The sequence below is a fragment of the Pseudomonas sp. DCA-1 genome (assembly GCF_046523955.1).
GTDB lineage: Bacteria > Pseudomonadota > Gammaproteobacteria > Pseudomonadales > Pseudomonadaceae > Aquipseudomonas > Aquipseudomonas putida_Y.
In genome coordinates, this window is the sequence record NZ_CP169881.1 from 5,535,749 (window position 1) to 5,555,275 (window position 19,527).

At 61.8% G+C, this 19,527-nt stretch carries 9 protein-coding genes; 6 read left to right on the top strand and 3 right to left on the bottom strand.

The genetic code is table 11. The features are described from left to right. Positions 1 to 20: 20 nt before the first annotated feature. A complete protein-coding gene (locus ACE4QZ_RS25995) occupies positions 21 to 4,706 on the bottom strand; it encodes a dermonecrotic toxin domain-containing protein (protein WP_279934642.1) in 4,686 nt (1,561 codons plus the stop codon). Between the two features lie 117 nt (positions 4,707 to 4,823). Next, on the bottom strand, positions 4,824 to 6,770 hold the full coding sequence (locus ACE4QZ_RS26000; protein WP_232786958.1) for a BCCT family transporter: 1,947 nt from the start codon (positions 6,768 to 6,770) through the stop codon (positions 4,824 to 4,826). 532 nt (positions 6,771 to 7,302) lie between these two features. Here ACE4QZ_RS26000 and betI point away from each other — a divergent pair. The 6 genes from betI to selO all read left to right on the top strand — a co-directional run bounded on the left by betI (position 7,303) and on the right by selO (position 18,371). Further along, positions 7,303 to 7,959 carry a transcriptional regulator BetI gene (gene betI / locus ACE4QZ_RS26005; RefSeq protein WP_021783705.1) on the top strand — a complete coding sequence of 219 codons (657 nt, stop codon included), beginning with the start codon at positions 7,303 to 7,305 and terminating at the stop codon, positions 7,957 to 7,959. Between the two features lie 39 nt (positions 7,960 to 7,998). Next, positions 7,999 to 9,471 carry a betaine-aldehyde dehydrogenase gene (gene betB / locus ACE4QZ_RS26010; protein ID WP_021783704.1) on the top strand — a complete coding sequence of 491 codons (1,473 nt, stop codon included), beginning with the start codon at positions 7,999 to 8,001 and terminating at the stop codon, positions 9,469 to 9,471. 77 nt (positions 9,472 to 9,548) lie between these two features. Beyond that, entirely contained in the window at positions 9,549 to 11,246 is a 1,698-nt protein-coding gene (gene betA, locus ACE4QZ_RS26015; protein ID WP_279934641.1) for a choline dehydrogenase, read from the top strand. Between the two features lie 415 nt (positions 11,247 to 11,661). Beyond that, positions 11,662 to 13,404, top strand: coding sequence for a potassium/proton antiporter (locus ACE4QZ_RS26020; protein WP_021783701.1), 1,743 nt, complete (start codon positions 11,662 to 11,664; stop codon positions 13,402 to 13,404). 35 nt (positions 13,405 to 13,439) lie between these two features. Further along, positions 13,440 to 16,748 (top strand): mechanosensitive channel MscK, encoded by a 3,309-nt coding sequence (gene mscK / locus ACE4QZ_RS26025; protein ID WP_021783700.1) that lies wholly within the window; start codon positions 13,440 to 13,442, stop codon positions 16,746 to 16,748. A gap of 162 nt (positions 16,749 to 16,910) precedes the next feature. Then, positions 16,911 to 18,371, top strand: a complete 1,461-nt coding sequence (gene selO, locus ACE4QZ_RS26030; RefSeq protein ID WP_103469601.1) for a protein adenylyltransferase SelO — start codon at positions 16,911 to 16,913, stop codon at positions 18,369 to 18,371. A gap of 351 nt (positions 18,372 to 18,722) precedes the next feature. Here selO and ACE4QZ_RS26035 read toward each other — a convergent pair whose 3' ends face one another. Then, entirely contained in the window at positions 18,723 to 19,496 is a 774-nt protein-coding gene (locus ACE4QZ_RS26035; RefSeq protein ID WP_021783698.1) for a ParA family protein, read from the bottom strand. Between the last annotated feature and the right edge of the window lie 31 nt (positions 19,497 to 19,527).

Below are 19,527 nucleotides of genomic sequence, written 5' to 3' on the forward strand. Positions count from 1 at the left end.
TGGGCTGAAAGTGCAACTGTTCAGAGGTTGAACGGGATCACATCCTTGGCCTGCGCATAGGTCAGGTTACCTCGATAGATGCTCAGTACCTGCCCCTCGCTCGCGGCCATCATTTGTTCGCGATACCCCATCTTGCGCTGGCTCCACAGCTTCAGATGGCCTTTGCCAAACGCCGTGGGCGCCGCCTGCGAGTCGGCAAAGTGGAAATGCGCGGCCCACAAGGGTCTACCCTTGGCCTCGCCGGGAGCCCGCAACAGGCTGATCCGGTACTCGTCCAGATAGCCATCGGAGACCACCTGCCGAGGCCCGACATATTCCACGGCGAGCAACCCCTGCTGATGGAGAAAATTCAGCCCTCTGGAACCTGGGTAGCGCGTCTTGCTGTAAAGCGCTACCAAACAGTCGCGGCGGGCCTGGCGCAACTGAATCAACGCATCGTCCATGCCTGCCAGCAGCGCGTGCTCTGCGTCGGCATCGCTGAGCTGTGCCCGCAGCTCGGCCACTTCGTTGATCTGGCCGTCCAGCATCGACATCAGGCCCATGTCGTCAGCATCCTTGGCAACCAGGGCTCTGGCTTGAGCGATGACATTTTCGTTCTGTGCCAGCATGGCCTCGGCCAGTTCCCGGTTGTTCCTTTCGGAGTCCGGCGTAGAATTCCGCGACTGCGGTTCCGGTTCTCCCGCGGCGACCTCTTCAACCCAGGTGTTTCCCTGCTTCTGGAAGCGATGCAGCGCGCTCTTGTTGAAAGCCGCTACAACTTGCAGCACAGCCTGCCCGTCGACTACCGATTCGCTGCCAATGACTATCTGACCAGCCCGTGTGTGGGCCACCTGCAGGCTCTTTCGTGAATAGACCGCACGACGTGTGCCTCGGACCTGCCCGTCCGCCTGCTCGCGCATGGCCTCGACCAACGCCTCACCGGCTATGCTTTTCAGCTCCACCATCTGTTGCTTGTAGGCCTCAAGGCGCTGGACATCGATGAGCTTGCTACCGAGTGTCTTGATCCGTTCGGCGTTGAGAATCGCCGCGAGGTATTCGTCCCACGCACTTTGCAGTACCTCGATTCGTTCGGCGACAGGCAAATCACAGAACATCAGCAGATGATGCGTTTGTGCGGCCACCCGCAGACGCTGACTGGCGAGCGCATGGCGGAAGATCATGTAGTGCTGGGTAGGCGTGCCTTTATGCCACTGCAGGGCCAGCTCGACCAGGCCCATGGCCTGGAAAAACCGGATGTTGATCGTGGTCGTCTTGCGGCTGGCGATAATGCTCGAAACGGTCAGCGTGGTATTGACGTAAGGCACTTGCATGTCGATATCGGTGATGGCCAACAGGCGATCCAGCTGGCTGGAGACATTGATGATCCTGGGCTGCTCTTCAAGCAACTTCTCCACCATCGTCCGGAACCTGGCATACAACTCGGCCTGTTTCTCTGGCGGTGCCTCATTGAGCGCATTGGTGAGTTGGTCGTATTCCCTGAACCCACCCAAGGCCAGGAGCTCCTCAATGAAGAACATGCCAAAGCTGATCAGGTTCTTGCGGACCTGGCCCAAGAGTATCCGTTGATCTCTCACGCTGCCGCCCTGCGTCGAAGCGCTCGCCTTGTCGAGCACGTAGATAATGTTGCGTTCAGCCTCGAGATACCCCTGGAATAGACTGTCGTTCAACGCCAGGCGCCGGGTGCGCAGCGCATTCGTCTGCTCGTGCAACTGCTGGAGTTTGCGCTTGAACAACTCGGTAGCCTGCTCGAATTGCGCACGTTCGCCCGGGTCGGTTGGTGGCGCCTTTTGCAACCGATCCTCGACTTTCTTTACCGGATCACGCAAACCGACAACCTGCTCGCTCAACGCGTTGAAATCCTTCGTGGCAGCCTCCGCGGCCAAGAGAAGCCGCTCTATCTCGGACTGAGCCTTGGCGATCGGTCCGCTAAGCTTCTTGCGCAGTCGCTCGCGGGCCAACTCGCCGGAGCGATCATTGCCACCGTGCAATCGCGAATTATTGAGGTGCCAGACATTGCCGTCGCGCATCAGGTATGGCCCAACCGTGCCGTCCGGACCGATGATGCGAAACGCTGCGTTATCAAGGCTGACTCGGTAGACATCACCGTCCAGAGATACATAGAAATCATCCCCAATCCGCACCAGGCCAGCAGCCACGCCCTGCGTCTGCGGTTCACGCCCCGCCAGCGAAACGCTGGTCGCCAACGCCCGCATTTGACCGCGCTGGGCACTCGACAGGCCGTTGAGCCCCCCAGCCCCACGCCAGGAAAAGTCGAGGTGGGTGTTGGCCATCGCCTGCAGCCTGTCGACCGTGGTACTGGGCTCCCGCGTTGCTGTGGAAAGGCTCGCCAACTCGATCCCGTTGCCTGGAGGTGGCCCCTGGAGCAGCGATGGCGGCAGGTCACCAGAAACGGCCGGCGCTGCCAGTTTCGGCGTCTGCAGGTGTATCAGCGCCAGCAAGGTGTTGTTCAGCACATCGACCATCGCCTGGATTCGCTCGTCGAGATGCGGGCTGGCCAGCCCCTGCACATCGTTGATCAGGCTGCGCATGCCGATGTAAAGCCAGGCAACCGAGGTGAGCGGCCCCGGTAACACCGGAAACACAACATTCAGCAGCTCCCAGGAAAATGCCGTGACCAGCCGCCAGCGCACCTCGCTGTTGCTCATGGCGCTGCGATCCGCCAGCTCCAGCAACATCCGGCCCTTGGCTTCGAACATCTGCCGATCCACGTCCTGCGCCCAGAACTGCAGCGCCAACTGAACAGGCTGCGGTTTCGCCGGGAGGGTGTAAGGGTCGAGCAGCCATTGGGGCAGGTGCGGCTCCCGGAAGCCGCCATTGTCGTAGACCGCGCGCTGAGCTTGCTCGATCCACAGCAGCACGCTGTCCTGCAACGCCCCCGGGCGGCTGATCGCATCCAACAGCGCCTGAGCGCTGTCGAACTGAATCAGCGCCTTGTCGGTGTACAGCGGGCAATACAACAGATGAGCCCCCAGCTCGATGAGTTCGATCACGTAGAAACCATGCGCCACGTCGACCCTCTCTGATGTCGGCGAGCGTTTGAACGCAAGCGGTGCAATCCGCACAGCCGCTGCACCTTCCTGGCCACTACGGCAGAATTCTGCCAGGGCGCCGTAGGCGAACTTGTCGAGCCGCTTGACTGCCCGCGCCCGCGCAGCATCGAACATCAGGGTGATACGCCAGCGTATGGCAAATGCCGAGATGTGTTCGGCCCGGCTCGCCGAGCGATCGAGCATCGACTGTACATGACGTGGATAACTGCCGCCGATGTCGACTCGCTGCACCAGCTCACGGACGTAATCAATAGTCATCCACTTCATGATCAGCTGGTTTTCCCGGTGCGCGATATGTGTCACCACCCCTCCTGCGGTGGCATCCAGGCGGCCGATCGCCAGTTGCGTCAAGGTCAGCTTCTTTTCACCGGTCTTCTGGCCGAAGCCCAGCCCGTGACCGTCACTGACAAAGGTCTCGACAGTGAGGATAAGGTCGTCAGGGAAGTAATTGGCGTCTACCGGGTGGTCATGCAGCATCTCCTCGCGCAGGCGCGTCGCCGCATAGGTGTGCAAGTCCGGCAGACCGTCCTGAATGCCCTGGGCTGGGCTGTGCTGTTGCAGTAGCGACAAGTCGAGCATGGCTTGCAGATAGGCGGTCTGGCTATCCGTATCGGCTCGCGACAGACCCTTGGGGAGCGCCAGGCCCAGCCCACCGGCGCCATAGTCACTGAACTCGGCAAAAAAGGACGCGGGGTCGCAGGCCACATGGCAGTAATGCTCCAGTTGGTCGACGCTGTCGATCGCGCTCCAGCGCAGGCGGGCAACGCGCTCGAGCAAGATTTCCAGCAACAAGGCGCTGTACAGGGCGAAAGCGTCGCCCTCCACAGTCAGGCCTTGCCAGCTCAACTCATCAAACCGGTAACGTCCAGCCATCTGCATTTGCAACGCCGTGACGAACGCGGCCTGGGGGTCGTAACTGCGGACCAGACCTTCGGGAGAACACCAGAGTGTCAGTTCGCGAACTTCACTGGAGGCGGTAATCAGCAAACCGGGCAACAGCTCATGGAAAGTGTCTTCGCCCTCACGTAACGCAACCCGCACCAGCTGCACATCGAGCCCGGTACGGTTACCCATCATCAGGTCACGCAGCAGCTTGCGTTGTTCGTCGTCCAGCGCTTCGTCTTTCAGGCCATCGAGCAGGTTGGCGCGCAACAACTGCTGCAACCACAGGTCGCGGTCGATCGTGGCGTCGCCGTTCCAATAGTCGATCTGCGCTCGCTGGAAGTGCCAAAGCAGCACCGGCAGCAACGCGTTGAGGCCATCGGTCAGGCGCGCGGGCTCGATCAAATCGCCCTCGGCAGTTTCAAGGCTCGACTCGATGGCGAAAAAGCGCCGGGGCGGGTTCAGGCTAAGGCGGTAGTCACCCGCTGGGGTGAGGTCCAGTGGTTTAGCCTCAAGCAGGGCCTGCAGCACCACATCCACCAGCGGCTGAGGGTGCCAGACACCATCCGGCTGCAGGGACATCAGGTACAGCGGTGCAGCCGAGGCCATTTCAGGGCGATGCACGCCAACCAGAGGATAGTGCTCCAGGATCACCTTCATGACCTGTTCGCCTACAACCTGGCGGAGCGTGGGACGGCTGGCGAACTGGGTGGCGACTGCGTGTTTGAGGTTGTGCGCGTGAGTGGCGGGCATGACCAGGACTCGTTATGGAATGAACCACAAAGCGTCCTGGAGATGTTATCGAACGAGGTGCTACATATTGCTGCTGGCAGGCCGCGGCACCTGGCAGTGCGGCGGCCTGCCGGGCATTCAGCTATAGACGCGGCCAAGCACCTGGCGATGGCTCTCGAACTGATCGAGCACATCACGCACGATCTGGTCTGGGACAAAGCCCATCAGGTCGTATTCCTGACTGCCGTCATGCAGGTAGACCTCGGCGCGGTAGAAGCGCTGGCGCAGTTCAGGCTCACCCTCGACCGGCGCCTCGCTCGGCGCGGCCATATAGCCATCAAGGCTCACTTCGTAGACGAACGGGTTGCCTTCTTCCATCATCACCCGCAAGCCCATCAGGTTGCGCGACTGGCCGACACGGGTTTCCACCTCGAAGCCCAACGTCTGCAGCTGCGCTGCGGCTTCTTTCAACGCCGGGCTGACCTGCTTGTCCATGAAGCGCTGCACCACGGCCTGGGTGGGCTGCAGTTCCAGCTGGGTCAGGCGCTCGCTAAAGCCGCGACGGCCACGGGCGGCCAGTTCAGCGCGCTCCTGCTCGATCACCACGTCCTGCTTCATGGCCTTGTACAGGCCGAACATGAACAGCACCAGCACCACCGAGAACGGCAGGCCCGCCAGCACGACCATGGTCTGCATGGCCTCGAAGTTACCGGCGAACAGCAGGCCGATGGTCACCAGAGTGATAACCACGGACCAGAACACCACCATCCAGTGCGGGGCGTCTTCGTCGACCTTGCCGCCTTTGCACGACAGGTTGGCCATCATCACCGCGCCGGAGTCGGCCGGGGTGAGGAACAGCACGAAACCGACGAACACTGCCACACCAATGACGATCTTGGCTGCCGGGAAGTATTCCAGCAGCTGGTAGATCGACATCGACGGCTGTTCCAGCGCAGTCTTGCCTAGCTCCACAGCGCCCTGGTTGATCACCAGGTCCAATGCGGTATTGCCGAAGATCGACAGCCAGGCCAGGGTGAAGCCCAGCGGAATCAGCAGCACGCCCATTACCAACTGGCGCACGGTACGACCCTTGGAGATACGCGCAATGAACATGCCGACGAACGGGCCCCAGGAGATCCACCAGGCCCAGTAGAACACGGTCCACAGGCCCAACCAGCGCTCGGACTTGCCGGCTTCGCCTTCATACACATACAGGTCGAAGGTTTTCAGCACGATGCCGTTGAGGTAGTCGCCGACGTTCTGCACGAGACCATTGAGCAGGTGCAGGGTTTCGCCGCCCAGCAATACGAAAATCAGCAGCCCGCTGAACAGCACGATGTTCAGGTTGGACAGGCGACGAATGCCGTTCTCCACACCCGAGACCGCAGCCACGGTGGCCACACCGGCCATGACCAGAATCACCACCAGCAGGTTGGTCTTGCTGTGGTCCATGCCGAACAGGTATTCCAGGCCCGAGGATACCTGCATCGAGCCGATACCCAGGTTGGTCACCAGGCCAAGCAGGGTGACGAACATGCCGAAGATGTCGACGGCATTGCCGGCAGCACCCTTGACCCAACGCTCGCCCACCAGCGGGTACAGCGCCGAGCGCAGTGCCAGCGGCTGGTTGTGGCGGTAAGCGAAGTAACCCACGGCCAGGCCGACCAGGGCATAGATCGCCCAGCCGTGCAGGCCCCAGTGCAGGAAGGTCAGCTGCAAGCCCTGGCGCGCGGCCTCAAGGCTGGCCGGTGTGCCTTCCGGTGGGTTGAAATAGTGGTCCAACGGCTCGGAGGCGCCGAAGTACAGCAGCGAAATACCGATACCGGACGAGAACAGCATGCCGGCCCAGGCGCCATAGCTGAAGTCCGGCTGGTCGTCCTTGCCACCCAGCTTGAGGCTGCCGTAGTCGGAGAAAGCCAGGTAGACGACGAACAGCAGGTATCCGCAAATGACCAGCATGTAGTACCAGCCGAAGGTGCGCGTCAGCCACTTCTGGGCCACGCCCAGCACCTGGCCGGCGGTTTCGGGTGCAGCGATCAGCAAGGCAGTCAGAACAAGGATCATCAGCGCAGAGGTGAAGAACACCACGCGGTTGACCCGTACCCTCTCGGCGGGGGGCTTGATAAGTGAGGCAGAACTCATTGCACGAATGCTCCGGGCAGTGCGGCTGTGGAGGCTAATCAGTCTTTCCCGAGCAATTGGTGGAATATCCCCACTGCATCAGGTGTTATAAATGAACCCTGGAAACCGTGATCCCGAATCGATACGTTGCCAAAAACAGACAGGTGGCCCGCTGAAAATGCCACGCCTCAACGCAGGTGCGCGCATTCGTCACAGGTCACCCCGCCCGCTCCAAGGGCCTGTCGCAGGACCAATGGCCGTACGGCAGAATCTGCATTTCGCATCGCTCACGCCCGTCAACGCCTTGTTTTCCGGGGGTTACACGATTTCCTGGGGTGTCAATCCGTGCCTTCTCGACCGCCTGAAAAACTGTCAATGGCACAAATTGTCGCAGAGCTTATTCTTTATTGATTGAACGTTCAATCAAAACAAAATAGACTGGCCTTCGCCGAGTCAGCCGCCTGTCGTCTGCTCGCAGGCCTGAGGAGATAGCAAGATGCCCAAGGTCGGTATGCAACCCATCCGGCGCCAGCAGTTGATCGAAGCCACATTGCAGGCAGTCGATCAGGTCGGACTGGGGGACGCCAGCATTGCGCTGATTGCCCGTTTGGCCGGTGTGTCGAACGGCATCATCAGTCACTACTTTCGGGACAAGAACGGCCTGATCGCAGCGACGATGGGTTACATCATGAGCATGCTCAACGAAGGCGTCAGAGCACGTCGCCAGGCCCTGAAAGACGACAGCCCGCGCGCTCACCTGAAAGTGATCATCGAGGGCAACTTCGATGCCAGCCAGGTAAACGGCCCGGCAATGAAAACCTGGTTGGCCTTCTGGGCTTCCAGCATGCACCAGCCCGATTTGCACAGGTTGCAGCGGATCAACGACCACCGCTTGTATTCCAACCTGTGCTGCCAGTTCCGCCGCGCCCTGCCGCTCTACCATGCGCGCAAGGCAGCCCGCGGCCTGGCAGCCCTGATCGACGGTTTGTGGCTGCGTGGCGCCCTGTCGGGTGATGCATTCGACACCGACCAGGCGGTACGGATTGCTTACGAATACATGGAACTACAACTGGCCAAGCAGCACACCCTGGCCACAAACGACCAGGCTGCTGACCATGCGCGCAGGGCCCTTGCCAACCCGGCAGGAGCATGACGCGCGAGCCAAACCACACACTGCACTTGCGAGGACACTATGGCCCGTTTCGGAACGCAAAAACTCTACATTGATGGCGCTTACGTCGACGCTGGCAGCGATGCCACTTTCGAAGCCATCAACCCGGCCACTGGCGAAGTCCTCGCCCACGTACAGCGTGCTACCGAGGCAGACGTCGAGAAGGCCGTTGAAAGCGCCGAGCGTGGCCAGAAGATCTGGGCCGCGATGACCGCCATGCAGCGTTCGCGCATCCTGCGCCGCGCCGTCGACATCCTGCGCGAGCGCAACGATGAGCTGGCCATGCTGGAAACCCTGGACACCGGCAAGTCGTACTCCGAAACCCGCTACGTCGACATCGTCACCGGCGCCGACGTGCTGGAATACTACGCAGGCCTGGTGCCGGCCATCGAGGGCGAGCAGATCCCGCTGCGTGAATCGTCCTTCGTCTACACCCGCCGCGAGCCGCTGGGCGTGACCGTGGGTATCGGTGCCTGGAACTACCCGATCCAGATCGCCCTGTGGAAATCTGCCCCGGCCCTGGCCGCTGGCAACGCGATGATCTTCAAACCGTCGGAAGTCACCTCGCTGACCACCCTGAAACTGGCTGAGATCTACACCGAAGCCGGCCTGCCAAACGGCGTGTTCAACGTTCTGACCGGTAGCGGCCGCGAAGTCGGCACCTGGCTGACCGAGCACCCGCGCATCGAAAAAGTGTCCTTCACCGGCGGCACCACCACCGGCAAGAAAGTCATGGCCAGCGCCTCCAGCTCTTCGCTGAAGGAAGTGACCATGGAGCTGGGCGGCAAGTCGCCACTGATCATCTGTGCCGACGCCGATCTGGACAAGGCTGCTGACATCGCCATGATGGCCAACTTCTACAGCTCGGGCCAGGTGTGCACCAATGGCACCCGTGTGTTCATCCCGGCTGAAATGAAGGCGGCCTTCGAAGCCAAGATCGCCGAGCGCGTTGCCCGCATCCGCGTTGGCAACCCGGAAGACGAAAACACCAACTTCGGCCCGCTGGTCAGCTTCCAGCACATGGAAAGCGTGCTGGGCTACATCGCCAAAGGCAAGGAAGAGGGTGCCCGCGTCCTGTGCGGCGGCGAGCGTCTGACTGCCGGTGACTTCGCCAAAGGTGCCTTCGTTGCCCCAACCGTGTTCACCGACTGCACCGACGACATGACCATCGTCAAGGAAGAGATCTTCGGCCCGGTGATGAGCATCCTCACCTACGAAACCGAAGAAGAAGTGATCCGCCGTGCCAACGACACCGACTACGGCCTGGCCGCTGGCGTCTGCACCAACGACATCACCCGCGCCCACCGCATCATCCACAAGCTCGAAGCCGGTATCTGCTGGATCAACGCCTGGGGTGAATCGCCGGCCGAAATGCCGGTAGGTGGCTACAAGCAGTCGGGCGTCGGCCGTGAAAACGGCGTCAGCTCGCTGGCTCAATACACTCGCATCAAGTCGGTCCAGGTCGAGCTGGGCGGCTACAACTCGGTTTTCTGAACCCTGTCTAGCCACGCCCGTGCCACCGCGCACGGGCGTACCCGCTCCCCGATCACCGCCAACACGAGGGTACTTTCATGTCCCAAGAATTCGATTACATCATCGTCGGTGCCGGCTCGGCCGGTAACACCCTGGCGACCCGCCTGACCGAAGACGCCGGCGTCACCGTCTTGCTGCTGGAAGCCGGTGGCCCCGACTACCGCTTCGACTTCCGCACCCAGATGCCAGCGGCCCTGGCCTTCCCGCTGCAAGGCCGCCGCTATAACTGGGCTTACGAGACCGACCCAGAGCCGCACATGGACGGCCGCCGCATGGAATGTGGCCGTGGCAAGGGCCTGGGTGGCTCGTCGCTGATCAACGGCATGTGCTACATCCGCGGCAACGCCATGGACTTCGACGGCTGGGCAGAACTGCCAGGCCTGGAAGACTGGACCTACCTCGACTGCCTGCCGTACTTCCGCAAAGCTGAAACCCGTGACATCGGCCCTAACGACTACCACGGTGGTGACGGCCCGGTCAGTGTCGCCACGCCAAAGGCTGGCAACAACCCGCTGTTCCACGCCATGGTTGAAGCTGGCGTGCAAGCCGGTTACCCGCGCACAGAAGACCTCAACGGCTACCAGCAGGAAGGCTTCGGCCCAATGGACCGTTCGGTGACCAAGAACGGCCGCCGCTCCAGCACCGCCCGTGGTTACCTGGACCAGGCCAAAAAACGCCCGAACCTGACCATCGTCACCCACGCCCTGACCGACCGCGTGCTGTTCGACGGCAAGCGCGCCGTAGGCGTGACCTACCTGGTCGGCGACAGCGAAGAACGCGTTGAAGCCCGCGCCCGCAAGGAAGTGATCGTCAGCTCTGGCGCCATCGCTTCGCCGCAGCTGCTGCAGCGCTCCGGCGTCGGCCCGCGCGCCCTGCTGGAAAGCCTCGACATCCCGGTTGTGCACGACCTGCCGGGCGTTGGTGAAAACCTGCAGGACCACCTGGAGCTGTACCTGCAGTACGCCTGCACCCAGCCAGTATCGCTGTACCCATCGCTGCTGTGGTGGAACCAGCCGGCCATCGGTGCCGAGTGGCTGTTCAATGGCACCGGCATCGGCGCCAGCAACCAGTTCGAGGCCGGTGGTTTCATTCGTACCCGCCCTGAATTCAAGTGGCCGAACATCCAGTACCACTTCCTGCCGGTTGCGATTAACTACAACGGCTCCAATGGCGTGCAGGAACATGGCTTCCAGGCGCACATGGGTTCCATGCGCTCACCTGCTCGCGGCCGCATCCAGGCCAAGTCGAAAGACCCACGCCAACACCCGAGCATCCTGTTCAACTACATGTCCACCGAGCAGGACTGGCAGGAATTCCGTGACGGCATCCGCCTGACCCGTGAAATCATGGCCCAGCCGGCCCTGGACCCGTACCGTGGCCGCGAAATCAGCCCGGGCGCCGACGTGCAAACCGACGAGCAGCTGGACAAGTTCATCCGCGAGCACGCCGAAACCGCCTTCCACCCATCCTGCTCGTGCAAGATGGGCACCGACGACATGGCCGTGGTCGATGGTGAAGGCCGCGTGCATGGCATGCAGGGCCTGCGCGTGGTCGATGCTTCGATCATGCCGCTGATCATCACCGGTAACCTCAATGCCACCACGATCATGATTGCCGAGAAGATTTCGGACAAGATCCGTGGTCGCAAGCCACTGCCGCGCAGCACCGCCAAGTACTACGTGGCAGGGGATGCACCAGTGAAAGGCAAGCCGATGCGTGAAGTGAAGCAGGGCTGAGACCTTGATCAGGGGCCGCACAGCGGCCCCTTTCACGTTTGCTCAGGCGGGCAGCGTGAGAAAGCATTCCTGCCACTGATCTGCCTGACCAGCCGCTCTCGCCCCGCTGTCGCGGTGGCCTGGTAGCGAAGCACATGGCCCGCCGCCTGGTGCGCCAACAAATAGTGCAAATCAGGAAATTTCCCGAGCAGGCACTGAGCCATCTAGGCGCGGTAAATGGTTTTCCTGCCATTCATGTTACTCGGCTGCCTGACAGTGGACGAACCATTGCAGCCACAAGCTGCAACGACGATGCGGTATCGCTTTACAGCCTGCGTCGGCCTCAGGTTAGAATCGATTGGCACGCGACCTGCTAGCTTTTGCTGAAAAATGCGCTACCAAGTCCCTCCCCCTCGCTGTCTCGGAGTACCTGCCTTTGGATGCAAGCACCATCAATAGCCTGTTCCTGATCGGCGCATTACTGGTGGGTGCAAGTATCCTGGTCAGCTCGCTGTCGTCGCGCCTGGGTATCCCTATTCTGGTCATCATCCTCGCCGTCGGCATGCTCGCCGGTGTCGATGGTGGCGGTATCATCTTCAACAATTACCCAACTGCTTACCTGGTGGGCAACCTGGCACTGGCCGTCATCCTGCTTGATGGTGGCCTGCGCACGCGGGTAGCAAGCTTTCGCGTAGCGCTTTGGCCGGCGCTGTCGCTGGCCACGGTCGGGGTAATGATCACCACCGCCCTCACCGGCCTGGTCGCCGCCTGGCTGTTCCAGCTCAGCCTGATCCAGGGCCTGCTGATCGGCGCCATCGTCGGCTCCACCGACGCCGCTGCAGTGTTCTCGCTGCTCGGCGGCAAAGGCCTGAACGAGCGGGTTTCTGCTACCCTCGAGATCGAGTCGGGCAGCAACGACCCAATGGCGGTGTTTCTCACGGTCACCTTGATCGACATGATCGCCAGCGGCGAGACCGGCCTGCATTGGAGCCTGCTGGGCCACGTGCTGCGTGAGTTCGGTATCGGCGCGCTGGTGGGCCTGGGCGGCGGCTGGCTGATGCTGCAACTGGTCAATCGCATCAATCTGGCCGGCGGCCTGTACCCCATTCTGGTAGTGGCCGGCGGCCTCGTGGTGTTTTCGCTGACCAACGCCCTGCATGGTAGCGGCTTCCTCGCCGTATACCTGTGCGGCCTGGTGCTGGGCAACAGGCCGATCCGTAGCCGCCATGGCATCCTGCATATGCTCGACGGCATGGCCTGGCTGGCCCAGATCGGCATGTTCCTGGTGCTGGGGTTGCTGGTCACGCCGCACGACCTGCTGCCCATCGCCCTGCCAGCACTGGGCCTGGCGCTGTGGATGATCCTGGTGGCACGGCCACTGTCGGTGGTTGCTGCCCTGCTGCCGTTCAAGGCTTTCCACGGCCGTGAAAAGGGCTTCATTTCGTGGGTCGGCCTGCGCGGTGCGGTACCGATCATTCTGGCGGTGTTCCCGCTGATGGCGGGCCTGCCAGACGCCCAACTGTTCTTCAACCTGGCCTTCTTCATCGTGCTGGTATCGCTGCTGGTGCAAGGCACCAGCCTGCCGTGGATGGCCAAGCTGTTGAAAGTGACGGTACCGCCAGACCCGGCGCCGATCTCCCGTTCCGCCCTTGAGGTGCACATCACCAGCGAGTGGGAAATGTTCGTCTACCGTCTGGGCGCAGAAAAATGGTGCATCGGTGCTGCCCTGCGCGAACTGAAAATGCCCGAAGGCACGCGGATTGCCGCGCTGTTCCGTGGCGAGCAACTGCTGCACCCGTCGGGCAGCACCGTGCTGGAGGTTGGCGACATGCTCTGCGTGATCGGCCACGAGCACAACCTGCCTGCCTTGGGCAAACTGTTCAGCCAGGCGCCGCAACGTGGCCTGGACCTGCGTTTCTTCGGTGACTTCGTGCTCGAAGGCGATGCCGAACTGGGTGCCGTGGCGGCGCTGTACGGCCTGAAACTCGATGGCCTCGACGCGAAAATGCCGCTGGCGCAGTTCATCCGACAGAAGGTCGGAGGCGCTCCAGTAGTAGGGGACCAGGTCGAATGGCATGGCACGATCTGGACCGTGGCAACCATGGACGGGAACAAGATCCAGAAAGTAGGCGTCAGATTCCCCGAAGGAACGCGACCCGGACCAGGATTGTTCCTCTAAACTTCGTTTCAGCCGGATCCACAAGTAGCCTGCCTATGTCCCTGCGCGTGTACCTTCGCACAGCCCTGCTCGGGTTGTGCCTGTCCCTTTCTTTTGCGGCTACTGCGGCAGAAGCCCCGACCACCGCCAGCATCCAGAACAGCCTCGACAAGATCGCCGAGCGCAAGCTGCCCGAGGCGGACCAGAAGGCGCTGCAGCAGGTGCTCGAACAAACGTTGAGCCTGCTTGCTGCCAAGGAAGATAGCGAGAAGAAGCTTGCTGCACTGAAGCAGCAGTTGAGCAGTGCCCCCAAAGAGACCAGTGACAGCCAGAAGGAGTTGGCCAGGCTCAAGGAAACCAAGGCACAACCGGTGGCCCAGCGCTACGCCAACCTCACCGTGCCACAGCTTGAACAGATGCTCAGCGAACGCAACACGCAGCAGGGCGAACTGCAAAAGGCGCTGTCTGAAGCCAACAGCCTGATCATCAACTCGCAAACTCGCCCCGAACGCGCCCAGGCCGAGATCAGTAGCAGCCAGACTCGCACCCAGCAGATCAACAACATCCTCAAAACCGGCAAGGACGGCGGCAAATCCATCAATGCCGACCAACGCAACCAGCTCAACGCCGAGCTGGCCTCGCTCAACGCGTTGACCCTGCTGCGCCGCCAGGAACTGGCCGGCAACAGCGTGCTGCAAGACCTCGGCAATGCGCGTCACGACTTGCTGGTCGAGCGTGCTGCGCGCCTGGAGCAGGAAATCCAGGACCTGCAGACGCTGATCAACGACAAACGCCTGGCCCAGTCCCAGGAAGCCGTCACTCAGCAGTCGATCGAGGCTCAGAAGGCCGGCGGCAGCAGCCTGCTGGCCACTGAAAGCGCGGTCAACCTCAAGCTTTCCGACTACCTGCTCAAGAGCACCGATCGCCTTAACGAATTGACCCAGCAGAACCTGCGCACCAAGCAGCAGCTCGACAGCCTGACCCAGGCCGACCAGGCGCTCGACGAGCAGATCAACGTGCTCAAGGGAAGCCTGCTGCTGTCGAAGATCCTCTATAAGCAGAAACAGACCTTGCCGCACCTGAAGGTCGACCGCGACCTGGCCGACCAGATCGCGGACACCCGCCTGTACCAGTTCGAAGTCAACCAGCAACGCGAGCAGATGAGCAGCCCGGTCACCTATGTCGACAAGCTGCTGGCGGCGCAACCCCAGGAAGATGTGACCCCGCAGCTGCGCAAAGCCCTGCTGGATGTAGCCATCACCCGCAGCGACCTGTTGGAGCGGCTGAACCGCGAGCTGTCGGCGCTGCTCAACGAATCGATCACCCTGCAACTCAACCAGAAGCAACTGCTGGGCACCGCGCAGAGCCTGCGTACCACCCTCGACGAGCAAATGTTCTGGATCCCCAGCAACAAGCCGCTGGACTGGGACTGGCTGCAATACGTGCCAGCGCGCCTGGCCGACCAGGTCGCCAACCTGCCGTGGGGCTCCAGCCTGAAAGAGCTGGCCGATGGCCTGAGCCAGCGCCCGTTGCTGTTCCTGCCGCTGCTACTGGTGATCGGCGCGCTGTTGTGGCGGCGCAAATACCTTTACCAACGGTTAGGCAAAGTGCACCAGGATATCGGCCACTTCCGCCGTGACAGCCAATGGCACACGCCCCAGGCAATTCTCATCAACATTCTGCTGGCGATGCCGGTCAGCCTTGGCCTGGCGCTGTGCAGCTACGCCCTGCAGATCGACGCCCGCGGGCAGAATGCCAACCTGGGTGCCGCACTCTGGCAGCTGGCCCAGGCCTGGCTGGTGTTCTACACCGCCTATCGTATCCTCGCACCCGGTGGCGTGGCGGAAGTCCACTTCCGCTGGCACAAACCGCAGGTCGAGTTCCTGCGCGGCTGGGTTCGCCGCCTGGGCACCGTGGTGCTGGCACTGGTCGGCGTCGTTGCGGTGGCCGAGCACCAGCCTTCGGCACTGGCAGACGACGTATTGGGCATCGGCGTGGTGCTGACCTGCTACGCGCTGATGGCCTGGCTGCTCAGCCGTCTGCTGCTCAGCAGCCCGGCACACCGTGACACCTCGCTGTTTCGCAGGGCCGTGGGCGTAGCATTCACCGCCCTGCCCGTCGCCCTGTTTGTCGCCGTGTGCTTCGGCTACTACTACACAGCACTGAAGCTCACCGACCGTCTGATCTATACCCTGTACCTGCTGCTGTTCTGGCTGGTGATCGAAGCCGCCTTCGTGCGCGGCCTGTCGGTAGCTGCACGACGCCTGGCCTACCAGCGTGCGTTGAGCAAGCGTGCGGCGGCCAAGGAAGGGCTGGATGGCGAAGTCATCACCGAAGAGCCAACGCTGGATATCGAACAGGTCAACCAGCAGTCGCTGCGCCTGATCCGCCTGGCCCTGCTCGGCGGCTTCATCGCCGGCCTGTACTGGGTATGGGCCGACCTGATTTCGGTGTTCGCCTACCTCAACAATTTCGTCCTCTACGAATACACCAGCGGCACCGGCGCCGCCGCCAGCATGGTACCGATCAGCCTCGGCGACCTGCTCGGCGCACTGGTGATCGTCGGCATCACCTTCGCCCTGGCCGGCAACTTGCCAGGCCTGCTGGAAGTACTGGTGCTGTCACGCCTGAACCTCGCCCAGGGCAGTGCCTACGCCACTACTACGTTGCTGTCGTACACCATCGTCGGTATCGGCATCGTCAGTACCCTGTCGACCCTGGGGGTGAGCTGGGACAAGCTGCAATGGCTGGTGGCCGCGCTGTCAGTAGGGCTGGGCTTCGGCATGCAGGAAATCTTCGCCAACTTCATCTCCGGCATCATGATCCTGTTCGAGCGCCCGGTACGGATTGGCGACACCATCACCATCGGCAACCTGTCGGGTACAGTAAGCAAGATCCGCATCCGTGCCACCACCATTACCGACTTCGACCGCAAGGACATCATCGTCCCCAACAAGACCTTCATCACTGGCCAACTGATCAACTGGTCGCTGACCGATACGGTCACCCGGGTGACGCTGAAGCTGGGCATCGACTATGGCTCAGACCTCGACCTGGTGCGCGACCTGCTGCTCAAGGGCGCGCATGAGAACCCCCGCGTGCTCAAGGATCCGGAACCGATCGTGTACTTCCTCAACTTCGGCGAAAGCTCGCTGGACCACGAACTGCGCATGCACGTCCGTGACCTGGGCGACCGCAACCCGACGCTGGACGAGATCAACCGGTACATCAACCGCGAGTTCAAAGCCCACAACATCAAGATCTCGGTGCGCCAGGTAGAGGTATTCCTGATGGACGCCAAGGGCAGCAAACAGCAATTGATTCCGATGGAACAGCCAAAATCGGATGGCACTGCTTCGGCCTGAATAGGCTCGAATACTTTATTGTGTGCAAAATGGCTGCGAGGGCTTCGCCCTCGTTCGCGGGTAAACCCGCTCCTACATCGGGCGCTGGCCGCTGTGGGAGCGGGTTCACCCGCGAAGGGCCGCCAAGCGGCCCGATTGGCACCGAACCCAAGGAGCAGTCCCGTGAAAGCCCTCGACCAACTCACCTTCGACAACCGCTTCGCCCGCCTGGGCGATGCGTTCTCCACCCAGGTGCTGCCCGAGCCCATTGCAGACCCGCGCCTGGTGGTAGCGAGCGAGTCGGCCATGGCTTTGCTTGACCTCGACCCCGCCCAGGCCGAACTGCCGGTGTTCGCCGAGCTGTTCAGCGGCCACAAACTGTGGGAAGAGGCCGACCCTCGGGCGATGGTTTATTCCGGCCACCAGTTCGGCTCGTACAACCCACGACTGGGCGACGGCCGTGGCCTGCTGCTGGCCGAAGTGCTCAACGACGCTGGCGAACACTGGGACCTGCACCTCAAGGGCGCCGGCCAGACACCCTACTCCCGCATGGGTGACGGCCGCGCCGTGCTGCGCTCGTCGATTCGCGAGTTTCTCGCCTCCGAAGCCCTGCACGCCTTGGGCATCGCTACCAGCCGGGCACTTTGCGTAATCGGTTCCAGCACCCCGGTGTGGCGTGAAACCCGTGAAAGTGCGGCCATGCTGACGCGTCTGGCGCAGAGCCATGTGCGTTTCGGCCATTTCGAGTACTTCTACTACACCAAGCAGCCCGAGCAGCAGCGCGTGTTGATCGACCACGTGCTGGAACAGCACTATCCCGAATGCCGTGACGCCGAGCAGCCCTACCTGGCCATGTTCCGCACCATCGTCGAGCGCAATGCCGAACTGATCGCCCGCTGGCAAGCGTATGGCTTCTGCCACGGCGTGATGAACACCGACAACATGTCGATCCTGGGCATCACCTTCGACTTCGGCCCGTACGCGTTTCTGGACGACTTCGATGCCAACTTCATCTGCAACCACTCCGACGACCGTGGCCGCTACAGCTACGCCAACCAGGTGCCCATCGCCCACTGGAACCTCAGCGCGCTGGCCCAGGCACTGACCACCGTGATCGAAGTTGAGCCACTGAAGGAAGCGTTGGGCCTGTTCCTGCCGCTGTACCAGGCCCATTACCTGGACCTGATGCGCCGGCGCCTGGGGCTGACCACGGCCGAAGATGACGACATGGCGCTGGTCGAGCGCCTGCTGCAGTGTATGCAACGCGGTGGCGTGGACTACAGCCTGTTCTTCCGCAAATTGGGTGAGCAGCCGGTGGCCGAGGCACTGAAGGTAGTGCGCGATGACTTTATCGACCTGGCCGGTTTCGATGCCTGGGGCGCAGACTACCTGGCCCGTTGTGGGCGTGAACCCGGTAATGGCGAAGGCCGCCGTGAGCGGATGCATGCGGTGAATCCGCTGTACGTGCTGCGCAACTACCTGGCGCAGAACGCCATCGAAGCGGCCGAGGCGGGGGACTACAGTGAAGTTCGACGGCTGCACCAAGCACTGACCAGGCCTTTCGAGGAACAGCCCGGGATGCAAGCCTACGCCGAGCGACCGCCGGAGTGGGGCAAGCACCTGGAAATCAGTTGCTCTTCCTGAGTAACGCCTCTTCTACAAGGAATTAGGGAGTACGCGTGATTGGGTTGGGGTGGCCAAGCGTAGGCCTTGAGGGGGGGGCGCCTGTGAGATCGAGCGCCGCCCGCGCGGCGCATCGCGAGCTGTGCTCGCTCCTACGTTTGTTTCGGGCCAATCAGTCCTGAGGGATTTGCGCGCGAACGTTATGGCGCACGACGCGATATCGTGTTGCGCGAACAAGGCGGTCGCGCGCGTCTGTCACAGGCATGACTGGCCCGAAACAAACGTAGGAGCGAGCACAGCTCGCGATGCGCCGCGCGGGCGGCGCTCGATCTCATAAGCGATGAAAATCCCCCGCCAACCGCTCCGGCCTATTCAACCGTTCTCTTCAAGCAGCGAATGCAACTCGACAAACTGCAGAGTCAGCTTGTGCCGCGGTTCCAGGTGAATCAGCGGCAGGCTGGCGTGGTGCGATTCGCGCATTTTCACCGAACTGCCCAAGTACACCGGCAGCACCGGCAACCCTTCGGCCAGCAGCTCGTCGAGCATCTGCTGTGGCAGGCTGGCACGTGACTGGAACTGGTTGACCACGATGCCTTCAACCATCAGGTCTTCGTTGTGGTCTTCCTTGAGGTCTTCAATCTCGGCCAACAGGCCATACAAGGCCTGTCGCGAGAAGCTGTCGCAGTCGAAGGGGATCAGCACGCGATCGGCAGCGATCAGCGCAGAAACCGCATAGAAGTTCAGCGCCGGCGGGGTATCGATGTAGATACGCTCGTAATCCTCGTCCAACTCGTCGAGCAACTTGCGCAGCTTGTTGATCTTGTGTTTTGCCTCCAGCTTTGGTTGCAGGTCGGCCAGCTCGGCAGTGGCGGTGACCACATGCAGGTTGTCGAACGGGGTTTCATAGATATCGACCTTGTTCTTCTTGCTGAACGGCCCACTGGAGAGGCTTTGCTTGAAGAAGTCGGCAATACCCATGGGGATGTCCTCGCCGGTCAGGCCGGTGAGGTATTGGGTCGAGTTCGCCTGGGCATCCAGGTCGATCAACAAGGTCCGGTAACCTTCATTGGCACTTACCGCCGCCAAGTTGCAGGCAATGCTCGACTTGCCCACGCCACCTTTCTGATTGAACACCACGCGCCGCATGATTGACCTCCGTGTATCAACGAATGCCCGA